Below are 15,172 nucleotides of genomic sequence, written 5' to 3' on the forward strand. Positions count from 1 at the left end.
CGGTGCGTTTTTTGAAATTCTTTGAATATATTTAGTCAAAATAAAGATAGAAATTGTGCATTTAAAGGTAGTTGAGCAATAAACTTAATTTATATTTTTGGCGCCACATCGAATAACTTATCATCTATGCTTAAAAAGAAAGTTACATTAGCAACTTTGCTATTTGCTATACATATATTTTGCTATTGCCAAAATCCTTATTCAATCAAAAATCCGTTTTGTGTGCAAATGCATATTCATGGAATTAGTAATCATAATGGGAATGATTTACCAGGGTCCATGCAGTTTCACAACTACTATGCGAGCCAAACCAATACAGATGTTGTTTGGTGGAGCGAACATATGCACTCTTATCATCAATATAAAACGGCTACTTTTAGCTTTGCAAATGCAGTTTTTAAAAGCTCCACATTTCAGATTACCGGCTTAAGTTCTAATAATGGCCAAACACCAAACAGATGGGAGTTTAATAACTTTATAGGAACTGGCACTTATAACATAGCGGGTTCGGGCACGAAACTTACCATGGGTATTAATTCTGATTTATCTGGAAATAAATGTTATCTCGAAGGATTTCCACGTTCAAAAGATGGCTTACTTACCGGCACAAATTTATGGGTAAGGCCATTATCAAGCTACCCCCTATTTAGCTTCAAAGTAAAGGTAAGTGGCCTTACAAGCACCATCAATACCAAAGTTCAATTCATCATTCCTTTAAACTATCACAATTACAATGGCAACAATCAGCAACAACAAGTGATATTTAATTTTATTCCTGCGGGTTTGCCCTCAGCAACCTATACCAATGATAGTATGACAGTGATTGTAAACAGACCAATCAGTAATGGAGTACTCACCTCAATCACCGTTGATTTTAGTGTTCTGGCACCTTATCTTAAAGATGGGTTTGATAATGTAATAAGCGACTATCGTCCTCGTGTTGAAGCTAAAAGTGGTATGGCAGTAAGTGCCGAATTTAGCGATATGGCAATAAGTGCAACTCGCAAGTCAAGCATATTTCAATGGGATGCTATTCAAACATTTGGCAATAAATACGATAGCGAATACCCGGTAAAGAATTATTTTGGATCGGAGTTTTCATTTACTTATTTGAATAATAGCAAAACACATTTCAATGGTTTTGTTGCTGACAGTGTAAGCAACCAGAAATTCATGCATGACAGCACTTTATATAAATCAAGCACCGTAAATGCATTTACAAGTAAAGTGAAAGATGCCGGTGGGATTACATGCTACAACCATCCATTTGGCACTGCAAGGCTCACCGTGCGACAGAATTCCTGGCAAGACACGTATACCGATCAAACTGCCAATTACATACTGAGTGTAAATGCCTTTGATTGTGACTTAATGGAAGTTGGTTATGAAGCTAGAGGACAATGCGATTTAGCGCATCACATAAGCCTTTGGGACAAGTTAACTGCAAACGGATTATTTTTATACGCAAATGCGGTAGGAGACCGCCATGGAGGCAACTGGTTCGACAATGAAAACCCTTTAAATACATGGGTATGGAGCGAAACCAATGCATCCGAAGATTTAATAAGGAATATGAAAGAAGGCCGGTTATATTTTGGTAACAGTATTAAGTGGGATGGGAACTTTTATTTTAATATAGATAGCGCCTATATGGGCGATCGTTTTGTAGGTTTAAATCCTATAACGGCTCCATTGAATGTGGTAATGACAACCCCACTTCAGGGATCAACTTTTAGATATACGCATGGCTTAATTCAATCTGGAATAAATGTAACTTATCTGGCCAAAGATGTTGTGTTTAATCCTAACAACCCACCTATGATAGACCGGTCGCAAGAGTCATTTGTTAGAGTAACTGTTACTGACAATACAGGAAAAATATATGTATGCAGCAATCCTATTGTATTTGGAAGCAGCAGCAGTCGTTCATGGACAACACTGATGAACGAAAAAAACTTACAACTTGCTGTTTTACCTAATGGCGAATCGCATCATAAGACATTGAAAATTACAACAGAGAAGGATGTGGATGCAACTATTGATGTTTTCGACTTGCAGGGTAAAATAATAGAACATAATCCCAATGTTCGGTTAACCGAAGGCCTTAACACGCATGACATGCATTTGCATAATTGTAGTGATGGATTGTATATAGTAAGGGTGACTGATGGCAAAAAACTAATGCTTACACAAAAATTTGCCATTTCAAGTTTTGATACTGAAAACTCTTGCCAACATTAATGAGCTAACTATGCCGATTAATTTCTGATGGTTTTTGATGACCAAATTTAGGGCAATCACATTTTTTCTTAAATAACTTACAACTACTTACCGCTATTATAAGGCAAAGTAGCAGGATTAGTTTGGACAACCTAAATAGTTTTAACTGTTGCATGAATTGATAACACAAATATATGCAATAAATTTCACCAATACTTTTTATTTTCCGCTATTTGTAGGATATTCGCGGTTCCAAAATAAACCTATAAACCGATAGCTTAACACATTTTGATTTAAGCAATTTTAGCTTAAACAAACCGAAATCGAAACCTGAATTTAAATTATAATTGAAAATATCAAACACAAAATGAAAAACAAAATCTTACTGAACGCACTTCTTTTTTTATTCGCTTCGGGCACCTTATATTCACAAGCAAACTTGCAAATAGTGCATAACTCAGGCGATGTTGATTTAGCCTCAATTGATGTTTACGTAGATGGGGTATTAGCTTACGACAACCTTGCGTATCGTTCGGCTACTCCATTTTTCCAGGTTTCATCGGGAGTTGCAATTGATATTGGTATAGCATACGATAATAGCACCTCTGTTAACGACACCATTAAGCAAAGCACTATTACCTTAACTGCAAATGACCGCGTTGCCGCGTTTATCAATGGTGTTTATCACCTTAACAAATATGCTCCAAATACGAATTTTGTAGGAATAGGATTGAAGGTAGACCTTGTAACAGGATTGCGCAACCAGGCTTTAAATGCTAACGAAATGGATATAATCTTATATCAAGGCTGCACGGATGTTTCGCGTTCCGATGCATATTCGCGCTATCAAACTCAACTTGCTAATGACTTTATTTATAAAGACGTTACACCTTATATATCTTTCGTGCCTGGCAAAATGGTTTTTGATTTTGCTTTTTATCTGACTACCAAAACTCCTTTTTATTCTGCACTTAGCGATTTATCACCTTACGTTGGTTCAGCAGCAATAATTTTTACATCCGGTTTTCGCAATCCATCAATAAATGAAAATGGCGCACCTCTAGGCTTGTTTATGGTACTAAGCAATGGAACAGTGACCGAAATTCCTATTATGAAAAAAGCCAATTTTCAATTCATTCACAATAGTCCTGCTTTGAGTTTGCCAGTAGCTGATATATACATCAATGGGGAACGCATATTAAATAATATCGGCTATCGTAATGCAAGTACCTATCTTGACCTGCCTGCCGATTTTGATATTAATTTGGGTTTAGGATATGGCAACAGCAATAGTGTTGCCGACACGTTTAGAAATTTCCCCTTGAATCTTCCTGAAGGAAACTATACAGTGATGCTGGGTGGAGTAATTAACCCTGCTAATTATGCTCCTAATCCCGATGGAAAAAGCACCACTATTCAATTAATAAGAAAAAACGAAGCACGTATAGCATCGTTAGTTCTTGGCAATGTTGATGTTACTGCCATTCATGGAAGCACAGATGGTTACAATTTAGACATGATAGGTACTATAGGCAACCTTGCCGATAATCTTAGTTTTGGAGATACATCAGGTTACGTATCGGTTGCACCAAATACGTATGTAATAGATGTAACCGAAGGTGCCAACTCATCAAACATCTATGAATCCTATATTGCTGACCTTAATCCTTATACGAATAATGGTGTAACTGTGTTTGCCTCCGGCTTTATGGATACACTAGCACCAAATCAAGCAAACAATGCCTTTGGTTTATATATGGCAACCCCGGCAGGAAATGTAGTTAAGCTGCCCATATATACAGGACAAGTTGCAAAAGTACAATTGATACATAATGCTTCTGATCCTGCAGCAGCACAAGTTGATGTGTATGTTAACAGCATACTTGCATATGATAACTTTGGTTATCATACCGCCACGCCATTTACTGACCTAGGTGCAGCCTTATTAACCAATATTGGTATTGCCCCTGCAAACAGTACTTCGGTTTTAGATACTGTAAAAAATATTCAAATAACATTTGATGCAGCAAAAAATTATGCAGTGGTAGTATCAGGATTAATTAATCCTGGCACGTTCAATCCAAACCCAAACGGCTACAACATTTCGTTGGCAGCTTATCGTATAAATGATGCCCGCGAATTGGGAATAGATCCGGCAAAACTTGATGTTAATGTATTTCATGGGGTTACCGATGCAGCTGGGGTTGATGTTTTACCCCGCAGTTTTTCGGTGTTGGTAAACGATATTAAATATGGAAGCTTTAGCGGATATAATTCGCTCGATACAGCACGTTACATTCTTGATATAACTCCTGAGAACAATAACAATTCTATTCTAAAATCTTTTGAAGCTGATATTACTGCACTAGGTGGTCAGGCTGTAATTATAATTGCATCCGGCTTTATAGACAACACGGCACCCGGACAAAGTGAACCGTTGGGTCTTTGGTTAGTTTTTCCTAATGGCACCGTAATTCCTTTGCCCGAAATAGCTGAAGCTAAAATACAGGTTATTCATAATTCGTCAGATCCAAGCTTAGATAGCGTTGATATTTACATAAACAAAACCTTGCTTCTGGTAGATAATTTCCCCTATCACTCTGCTACCCCTTTTATTGCATTAGCTGCAAATGTTGAGTTTGAAGTTGGAATAGCACCTAAAAACAGTGTAGATAGCAATGATATTTTTTTAAACCGAAAGGTTACTCTTGAAAATGGCAAGTCATATGTTGCCATGGCAAGCGGGATGGTTGATACCAGTAATTTTGCATTAAACCCCGATGGACGTACAATAGCTTTTGATGTTTGGTTACATGATGGGTTTCGCGAAAAATCGACTCAAGCAGGAAATTTTGATTTCCGCACTTTGCACGCTACTACCGACTTAGGCGCTATTGATATTGCAGCTCAATCAATTACTATTTTAAATAATGATATTAAATATAGTGATGTAGATAACTATGTGTCATTGCCGGCAGGACAGTATTTATTTGATGCTACTCCCTGGAATAGCACTACTGCTTTTGCAACTTTTATAGCCGACTTTCAAGCCTTTGGTGGAATGAGTGGAGTACTTTATACAACTGGATACAACAATCCAAGTGTTAACCAAAATGGTTTTCCATTTGGTTTGTGGTGTACCATGCCTGATGGATTTACTTTCCCATTACAACTATTTACAGGAATCAATGAAGCCTTATCAAAAAGTGATATTGTGGTTTTTCCTAATCCTGCCAACGAGGAAATTTTCATTTCTATTCCTGAAAATATAAAAGGCATCATAAACATTTCGCTTTATGACTTAACCGGAAAAATCATTAAGTCAGAAACTGAAACCGCAAGCAACATATTAAAATTAGATATCCAAACGCTGCCTTCAGGTATTTATGGTATTTCGGTAGTTGCTGGTAACAATCATTTCAGCAAGCGCATTATAAAAAACTAAAAATTCAATTCCTGTTATTGAATTTTGCATTATAGGTTGATTTACTTTGATGAAAGTAATTCAATAGTGTAAGAAGGTTGTTGACCTTTGCAAAAAAATAGTTTGGCATTTTTCACTTACTGTTATTTCAAGATTAGGTAATTTTAGTCCTCAGTATCTCTTCCTAAAATTTTCGCTTAGCTAGGTTGCAGCTGTAATTTTTTACTGCTAAACCAACGTTCAATATTTGAGCCTGTTTTAGATTCAACAACTTGTTTTATCTACTTAATGAAAGGGACCCCCCCCCCCCCCCCCCCCCCCCCCCCCCCCCCCTTAAAGCCAATTTTCCGATCACCATCTTTATTGATAGTATTGTCCATCTCAATTGCTCAGTAGGTGTGACCATTGCAATTTGAATTGGATACTGACAAACACTTAGTTGAAAATAAAGAAACAAACAAGTACTAATAGCGTAGGTTTGAATGGACGAAAATAATTAACGAAAGTTAACTGCCTTTACTTTAGAATATGTACGTTGGCTGTTTGCTGCACTTGGTCAGCAGTGTAAATAACTTTGTAAACTCCCGAAGCAAGATGGCTTAAGTCAAGATCTATTGAATTGGCGTAGTTGGCTTTTACCTCCCTGGTAATAATATATCTTCCATGTATATCTAACACTGTAATTAGGCCTTCACTATTAACAGGCTTAAGCATAACAGTAATTTCTCCATTGGTAGGATTAGGATAGCACATCAACGAATTACTCTGATAGGCATACGAAACAATTGAAGTAGGAATCACATCCCATATGTTACGAATATAAACACCCCGTGTAAAATATCCCCCAGCCATCATCAAAGTATTTTCGCCAGCCGCAATCTGATAGGTAGTAAAAATGCTATTCGTTATTCCATAATTAATTTCCTGCCATTTGCCTCCTATGGTATCTGGTAACAAGGTAATTTTACGGTTACCGGACGAAGCAAAAATCTCATCGTTTCTGCCATACAAGTCAAATACATTTTGTCCTTTCATTCCAGTAAACGACCAGAAGGTATCAGGTGTAGTGCAACTGTATATACCTTTGTTGCCGCCCATGTATACTTTATCTTTGTTAGAATCGATAAAATAAAAATTGTGAGAAGACGGCAGGCCATTATCAATAGATTTCCAAACGCCAGTACCACCTGCGACAGTTCTGTAAACCTTATTATGGGTTGATATGTAAATAAAACTCTTGTGCGAATCTATGCTTAGAATATTCTTGGTTATGGAACCAAGTTTGGTCATAAACAACCCTGCGCTTTTGGAAACATAAACACCCCCGGTAGTTGCATAGTACACATCATTACCATGAATAACGGCTTTATTAATAATTGATTTTCCGGGCACGCTATCAATTAAACTCCACGTGGTTCCCCAATTAAATGTTCTGTAAACGTAATGCTTGTAAGTTGCCAGAATCTGCTTCGAGTCCATTGCGAAATGTCCATTAAGATATTCGCGATTATTAGCAGGCATAAGCACATTCCAATTCATTCCACCATCAAATGAAAGGTATAACAGATTGCTTCCATTTGCTACAAGAAAGGTATCGCTAACACAAAGAATTTCGCGTACATAAATGCAATTGATACCTTGAGCCGATACTCCCAGGTTAATTGTATTATAAGAAAACTTAACAACAGCATGATTCTGCGAACTGATAAAAAACTCACCGTTCGAAGGCAAGCATTGAGTGGCCGACAACCCTTTGAACACTTTAATAAAATTCCAGGTATTGCCAGCATTTATAGATGAAAACAATGAATCGCCATGGGCAAGATAGAGCATACCGGCATTGAGGTGAAGTTCGCTATTACTATTAATATGCGTAAACGGCATGGTATAAGAATTCCAGTTTACACCATTATTGTAAGTAAAATACATTTGTGAATAGCTATCAGCACAAATAATGGTATCACCGGATTTCGTAATGGTTTCATACTTAGCCGGAATACTGTTTCGGTTAATCCAGGTTTGGCAAGTATCATTGGTTTCATACATACGGTTCCCCGGGTTTGTGCTTTGTTGTATAATATAAATGCGGTCTTCAAACTCTTCAATATAAAAAGGGCCAATACCAATACTATCATTTATCCAACTGCTGCCATTGTCAAAAGATGTATGCACCCCGTACAAATCAGTAATAACGAGGCGACCTTTAAACAATGCTAAATCATACAACTGCTTGTTGAAATTAAGATATTGCCATGTATTACCGGTATCCTGACTTAATGCAATGTTAAGACTATTGGCATCGTTAGCAACAATTATTTTAGCACCTTCTATGGCTGCCCAAGCTTTTGTTTTTAATGAAGGCAATGGTTGAACAACCGTTTTTTTCCATGACTGTGCATTATCTGTCGATACAAAAACTCCCCCATATTCAATAGCGCAAACTAATAAATCACCATATTTATCCATGCAAAGATTATTGCCTCCATATAGCGATGTCACAGGTTTCCATTGACCAATACTCTCCAGATTACCTGAAAAAAAGGCAATAACAGCAATCAAAAAAAATCTAATTGCTGAGGCAATTGTTTGTTGCAGGGGCATGTTTACAAACTAGGTCTATGGCAATAAGATTCAAATATAGTCGAAAAAGCTGCATCATTTCAAAATTATTTTTGCTTTTTCCCAAAAACTTGTCATTTGTTGATAAGCAAAAACGGAATTGACTTTAAAAACGGGGGCAGTGGTTTGATTTTGATAGTGAATGAGTTAAATCCTTTCTACTTTCGCCTTTTTGTTCAATATGGACAGCCGGAGATTACATATTGCCTTTTGCACCGATGGGATTTTTCCACTAAACGTTGGCGGAATTCAGCGTCATTCAAGGCTTCTGATAGAAGAACTTGCACGTAAATATGATTTAGAAATCAGCGTTATTCATCCACATACCGATAAACTGGTATTTAACAATCCGGCTATCAAAGAATATGATATCGATATAAAATTCAACTCCAAGGTATATGCACTTAATTGTGCCAGATACTCCAAAACTGTGTTGGAAATTGTTGAAAAAATAAATCCTGACATCATCTATGCTCAAGGCCTTGCCGTGTATTCAGGCATTAAAAAGGTGGGATATAAAACCATTATCAATCCGCATGGATTAGAGCCTTACCAAGGACTAACACTTCGTGATAAAATCTCAACTTACCCATTGCGCATTTACCAAAACAAGATATTTCAATATGCTGCAAAAATTATATCGTTAGGTGGCGGGCTTTCAGATGTATTGGTAACCCAGGCACGAGTGCCGGAAGAAAAAATTATCACTATTCCGAATGCCGTTGCACATAGGCCTTATGCAAGCAAAGATTATTCGGTACCGGTTATGCGCTTTCTATTTGTAGGACGATTTGCGCATAATAAAGGCATTGATGTTTTGCTTAAAGTTATAAGTAAGCTTAACAAAAATGGCTATCAACATAAATGCGAATTCAACCTGGTTGGCAAAGGCCCATTGTACGAAAACCTTAAATCAGCTTATGCATTGCCAAACGTAATTTATCATGGTTTTGCTGATGATTTATTGCTCGAAAAACTATATCGCGAATGCCACATTTTTGTTTTCCCAACATTGTTTGAAGGCATGCCTACCGTGGTGCTGGAGGCTATGATACATAGCATGCCGATAATTGTAAGCGATGTGGGTGCTACCTCTACGCAGGTTGATAAATCGAATGGATATTTAATTCAAAAAAACAATCAGGATCAACTCTATCGGTCAATTGTGGATTTTATTAATCTACCTTTATCTAAGCGCGCGTTGATGTCGCAAGCCTCCTACAACAAAGTTGCGGGCTCCTATACCTGGGAAATTGTTGCGCGACAGCACTATGATTTTTTCAGGCTATTTCATCAATCTATTGCATAATATTGGTTTCATAAACTATGGCGCAATTAACCTCGCTTTGCACTTTAAATCAATCTCAAAATGATATGCACTAATTTAGTTATCGGTTATCATCGAATAATTTCCATTTTAAACTAAGAATAAAAGAAATGAAAAAAATCAAACTTGCCTTGCTCCTTCTTATTGTTAGCATAGCCTATGTGCATGCACAAAACAAATCTGATAGCGACCAAATAATTGCCATAATGAAAGCGCAGGAAAAATCATGGAACGAAGGAGACCTAGAAAAATTTATGATAGGCTACTGGCAAGATGATAGCCTGGCTTTTATTGGTAGCAATGGAATAACCTATGGATGGAAACCTTGCCTGGAGCGTTATAAAAAATCGTACCCGAATAAAAAAACAATGGGGCTATTGAGTTTTGAAATCTTGAAAGTAGAAGTTTTAAACGAACAACATGCTTATGTTGTAGGCAAATGGAAACTTGAGCGCGAAGAAAAACCTGTAAGTGGCTATTACACATTGTTATGGAAAAAAATTGATTCGAAATGGGTAATTGTAACCGACCATAGTTCGTGATTTGGTCAATTACGAAACGAAGATCACAACTATCACTTCCTAATTTGTTTTGAGTTTTCAAAACGTAAAAATGCTCTTGTTTAAGAAAACAAAAACGAGCGTTGTGGCATAAAGCTGTAGTTGTTTGTAAACCAATATTTAGTCAAACCAACTTTTCGAAAACAATAAAGCAGGCATTAACCGCGTTCAATCACACTAACATCACACTGTTAATAAATATAACTATCGGCAAAAAACCTACCATCCACTAAAGGTAATTTTGGAAAATAAAATAAATTAAGTGCCGATGATAAATTCCATTTTGTTGCAACTGAATACAATTGCAAATGCAGCAGATACTGCAGCTACTGCTCCGGTGCAGGAGCAATCAATGCCCTACCTTGAAGTAGCTATGAAAGGCGGGCCCATCATGATCCCTATTGCGCTATTGCTGGTAGTTGCCATTTACATTTTTTTCGAACGTTTTTTTACCATCAGACGCTCGAGTAATATCGACATGAACTTTATGAATCAAATAAGAGATTATGTGCACAACAATAAAATAGATGCTGCCAGGTCGTTATGCAAAAACACAAATTCTCCCGTAGCACGTATGGTTGAAAAAGGAGTAATGCGCCTTGGAAGACCGATACGCGAAATAGAAGGGGCTATTGAAAATGTTGGCAAGCTTGAAATTTATAAAATGGAAAAAAACCTGGGAATACTTGGAACCATTGCTGGTATTGCCCCCATGTTTGGATTTCTAGGAACCATATTCGGGGTAATAAAAATATTTTATCAAATCTCGCTTCAAAACAGCCTTGAAATTAACACCATTTCGGGAGGGCTATACATTAAAATGATTACAAGCGCAGCAGGCTTGTTGGTAGGCATATGTGCATATGCAGCCTATCATTACCTAATACTAATGATAGACCGAGTAGTAAATAAAATGGAAATAAATGCAGTAGAATTTATTGATTTACTAGAAGAACCTGTAAAATAAATAAATCATGAACCTGCGAAGAAGAAACCGAATAGCCTCCGAAGTGTATAGTCACTCGCTTAACGATATCATGTTCTTTTTGTTGTTATTTTTCCTTATAGCTGCAACAATGGCAACTCCCAATGTATTGAAAATGCTATTGCCTAATTCCAAAACAAGTTCTCAGCAGGTAAAGCACCCCATTACCATTGCTATTAGCGAAGACTTACAATATGCCGTAAATAATCAAATTGTTCCTTTGGAACAATTGGAAGCCACCATTGCAGCGCAAATTGCAGGTCAAACCGATCCCACGGCAATATTAAAAGTAGACAAGTCTATTCAGGTGCAAAATCTGGTTGACATACTTGATATTGGAAACCGTTTAAAAATAAAAATGGTACTGGCCACCAACAGTGCGAAATAACAAAGCAATCGTATATGGTAACCGTTAACTTGAACAAAAAAAAGATCAAACTCAAAAAATAAATTACCTTGCGGTATGAAAAGCAATTAAAGAATGCATCTGTAATAATAAATCATGATTCTTACTGACACTCAAATACGCCAACGCTCAACAATATTAACCACCATAGTGGTGACGTTAATGTTAATTCTATTATTCATTCTAAAGCTATATACTACGATACCACCTTTTGGCGGTGGTGGTGGCGGTGGTGGTGCCTTGGGCTACGTAGAACTTGCAAGTGGCAACGAGCCTCCTTCTAGTCCCGATATTGCTCCACAAACCATTCAACCAGAAACGGCAGTCAATCAAACTGTGCCTGACGAGGAAATACTAACGCAAGACGATGAGGAGTCGGCATCAATTGATGAGCCCGAAAAACCAAAGGAAAAAGTAAAACCTGTAATTACCCCACCGGTAAAGAAGCCCATAGTAACGACAAAGCCCGTTGTAGCTCAGCCTAAAGTGGAAGCAAAAGCTCTGTATCCAGGCAAGCAAAAAGATGGTGGCTCTAAAGGAAGCGCAAGCACCGGCACCGGAGTGCAAGGCACTGCAGATGGAAATCCGTTTGGCGGCTATGGACAAGGATCGGGAGATGGTGATGGTAATGGAGGTGGCAAAGGAGATGGAATTGGTGGAGGCAACGGTGATGGAATTGGCCCTGGCAGTGGTGGTGGCACTGGTATTAATGTTAACCTTAAAGGCCGCAAAATTTTGAAGCGCCCCAATGTGACCGACAATTCGCAAGAAACCGGCACTGTGGTAGTTGAAATAACCGTTGACAAAAATGGCAAAGTCGTGTCGGCAGTGCCCGGTGGACAAGGCTCTACCACTACCTCAAAACGTTTATATGATCTTAGCAAACTGAAGGCTTTGGAATGTCAATTTGATGTAACCAATAATCCTGACAATATTTTACAAAAAGGCACCATTACCTTTGTTTATAAATACAAAAAGTAATCATACTTTATAGCTTCACACAACTTTAGCTATTCGCTTTCAACACACTTTTTATTTTACTAAAAAAATTCTAGCCTCCTAAATTGCAATTTATTTAAAGGTAAGCGAATTATCTTTCATTTCATGATGATGCTAAAAATTTTTATTAGTCAATATTTTTATTGCGCCTTTAGTTTTTTTAGAAGCATTAATAGATGTTCTAAAACTTGTTGGGTTTTGCCTATTATTGCAGTATGAAAAAAAGAATTAAAAAAATTGCCGTTCTAGGTTCAGGTGTAATGGGAAGTCGCATTGCCTGTCATTTTGCAAATATTGGCATGCAGGTTTTTCTGCTCGATGTGGTTCCGCGTGAATTAAGTGAAGCAGAAAAAGCAAATGGGATAAACGAAACAGCAGTAGTATTTAGAAACCGAATAGTGAATGATGCCTTGCAAGCTGCCATAAAATCAAACCCATCACCCTTATACAAAAAAGCTTTTGCGCAACGTATTAATACCGGCAACTTTGACGATAACCTCAAAGACATTGGATTATGCGATTGGATAATAGAGGTAGTGGTTGAAAACTTGGAGATAAAAAAATCGCTTTTTGAACGAGTTGAAAAGTACCGTACACCAGGAACCATAGTTACCAGCAACACTTCAGGAATTCCAATTCACTTGCTCATCGAAAACAGAAGTGAAGATTTTCAAGCGTATTTTGCAGGCACTCATTTTTTTAATCCACCACGTTACTTACCCTTACTTGAAATTATTCCAACTAAAAAAACAACAAGCGATGTAACGTCCTTTTTATTAGAGTTTGGAGAAAAACAATTAGGTAAAACAACCGTATTGTGTAACGATACACCCGCCTTTATTGCAAACCGGATAGGTGTTTTTGCAATCATGGATTTATTTCATCAAATGAAAAATTTTGATTTCTCGGTTGAAGATGTAGATAAATTAACAGGGCCAGTACTTGGCAGACCTAAGTCAGCTACTTTTCGCACCTGCGATGTGGTTGGATTAGATACCTTAGTGCGTGTGGCTAATGACTTAAGTAAAAATTTAATAGCTGATGATGACAAAGCAACTTTCGAATTGCCGGAATTTATCAGCAAAATGATTGCAAATAACTGGATAGGTGATAAAGCAAAACAAGGATTTTATAAGAAACAGAAAAGCGAAACAGGTAAGAGTGAAATCCTTAGCCTCGACCTTTAACGTTAGCATATAAGCACAAACGAAGCGCAAATTAATTGCACTTGACGCAACTAAAAATATCGATCAAGGGCCGAACGGTTGCCACTACTTTTTAATACTCCCGGAGCAGAAGGTCAATTTTTTCAAACGTTAATGCTCAACTTATTCCATTATGCAAGTTTACGTGTTGGCGAAATTTCGGACAGCCCTGCAACTATTGATAGTGCGCTTAAGGCAGGCTTTGGTTGGGAGTTGGGTCCATTCGAAATGTGGGATATACTTGGGGTTAAAACTATTTGCGAATTATTGCAATCAAAGAAAATCACTTACGGCAAATGGGTAGACGACATGCTGGCAAGTGGTATCAATACATTTTATTCACTACGTGCTGATGGCCAATGCGCTTACATGCCTGAAAGCAAAACACAGCAGATAATAAAGTCGAAGCAAAATCATATTACTCTAAATTATTTGCGGCCTTCTAAAAAAATATGGGGCAATGCAGGTTGCAGTATTATCGATTTAGGCAATGATGTATTGTGCTGTGAATTTCATAGCAAGATGAATACGGTAGGCAGCGAAATTTTACAAGGCGTAGCCAAGGCGATTGAGTTGGCAGAAAAGGATTTTGGAGGATTGGTAATTGGAAATCAAGGAACAAATTTTTGCGCAGGTGCCAATCTTGCATTGGTATACATGCTTGCAATAGAGCAAGACTGGGACGAAATAGCGTTAGCTGTTCGGGCATTTCAACAAATGACTATGCGAATCAGGTACTCATCCATTCCGGTAGTGGTTGCGCCTTTTGCTTTAAATTTGGGCGGAGGCTGCGAAATGAGCCTGCATGCCGATAAAGTAGTTGCAGCTGCCGAAACGTATACAGGACTTGTTGAGGTGGGTGTTGGTCTCATTCCCGCTGGGGCAGGCACCAAAGAGTTTGCTTTAAGGCTTAGCGATTCATTTATCGATGGTGATATCGAAATCAATAATCTGAAGGAGCGATTTATGACCATAGCCATGGCCAAGGTTTCGACCTCGGCACACGAGGCTTTCGATCTTGGATTGTACAGGCCCGGTCAGGATGAAATTGTAATCAATAAAGAATTATTAATTAGCGAAGCTAAACGTGCAGTGCTTGAATTAATGAATGAAGGATATAAGCCACTTACCCCTCGAAAGGATATCAGAGTATTGGGCAAACAGGGACTTGGAGCTATTACCGCAGCCGCTGGCAATATGCGTGCAGGCAATTATATAAGCGATCATGACCAACTCATTTCTGAAAAACTTGCTTATGTTCTTTGTGGTGGCGACCTTTCTTCACCTTCGCTGGTATCAGAAAACTATTTACTTGAACTTGAAAAAGAGGCCTTTCTTTCGCTCTGTGGCACACGTAAAACTCTTGAACGTATAAAAAGCATATTGACTACCGGAAAGCCTCTGCGCAATTAATGCCTCCAATTCTT

The 15,172-nt window shown here is 37.8% G+C and carries 8 protein-coding genes and 1 pseudogene; 8 read left to right on the plus strand and 1 reads right to left on the minus strand.

What is annotated here, in order from left to right:
• Window positions 1-126: 126 nt before the first annotated feature.
• On the plus strand, window positions 127-2,241 hold the full coding sequence (locus IPO27_03020; GenBank protein ID MBK8845574.1) for a T9SS type A sorting domain-containing protein: 2,115 nt from the start codon (window positions 127-129) through the stop codon (window positions 2,239-2,241).
• A gap of 346 nt (window positions 2,242-2,587) precedes the next feature.
• Window positions 2,588-5,665: a DUF4397 domain-containing protein gene (locus tag IPO27_03025; protein MBK8845575.1), complete on the plus strand. Its 3,078-nt coding sequence runs from the start codon at window positions 2,588-2,590 to the stop codon at window positions 5,663-5,665.
• Between the two features lie 495 nt (window positions 5,666-6,160).
• Here the strand turns inward: IPO27_03025 and IPO27_03030 are convergent, their stop codons facing one another.
• The gene (locus IPO27_03030; GenBank protein MBK8845576.1) at window positions 6,161-8,245 is read right to left on the minus strand and encodes a T9SS type A sorting domain-containing protein; all 2,085 of its coding nucleotides are present in this window, start codon (window positions 8,243-8,245) and stop codon (window positions 6,161-6,163) included.
• Between the two features lie 199 nt (window positions 8,246-8,444).
• Here IPO27_03030 and IPO27_03035 point away from each other — a divergent pair, with 199 nt between their 5' ends.
• The 6 genes and pseudogenes from IPO27_03035 to IPO27_03060 all read left to right on the plus strand — a co-directional run bounded on the left by IPO27_03035 (window position 8,445) and on the right by IPO27_03060 (window position 15,158).
• Complete coding sequence (locus IPO27_03035; protein MBK8845577.1) at window positions 8,445-9,572, plus strand: glycosyltransferase family 4 protein; 1,128 nt, start codon at window positions 8,445-8,447, stop codon at window positions 9,570-9,572.
• Between the two features lie 128 nt (window positions 9,573-9,700).
• Window positions 9,701-10,132 (plus strand): nuclear transport factor 2 family protein, encoded by a 432-nt coding sequence (locus IPO27_03040; GenBank protein ID MBK8845578.1) that lies wholly within the window; start codon window positions 9,701-9,703, stop codon window positions 10,130-10,132.
• A gap of 286 nt (window positions 10,133-10,418) precedes the next feature.
• A complete protein-coding gene (locus IPO27_03045) occupies window positions 10,419-11,117 on the plus strand; it encodes a MotA/TolQ/ExbB proton channel family protein (protein MBK8845579.1) in 699 nt (232 codons plus the stop codon).
• A gap of 7 nt (window positions 11,118-11,124) precedes the next feature.
• Complete coding sequence (locus IPO27_03050) at window positions 11,125-11,523, plus strand: biopolymer transporter ExbD (GenBank protein ID MBK8845580.1); 399 nt, start codon at window positions 11,125-11,127, stop codon at window positions 11,521-11,523.
• Between the two features lie 114 nt (window positions 11,524-11,637).
• Window positions 11,638-12,522 carry a hypothetical protein gene (locus IPO27_03055; GenBank protein MBK8845581.1) on the plus strand — a complete coding sequence of 295 codons (885 nt, stop codon included), beginning with the start codon at window positions 11,638-11,640 and terminating at the stop codon, window positions 12,520-12,522.
• Window positions 12,523-12,755: 233 nt separating this feature from the next.
• Window positions 12,756-15,158: pseudogene (locus tag IPO27_03060) on the plus strand (enoyl-CoA hydratase/isomerase family protein).
• Window positions 15,159-15,172 lie beyond the last annotated feature (14 nt).

The sequence above is a fragment of the Bacteroidota bacterium genome (assembly GCA_016714535.1).
Classification (GTDB): Bacteria; Bacteroidota; Bacteroidia; order AKYH767-A; family OLB10; genus JADKFV01.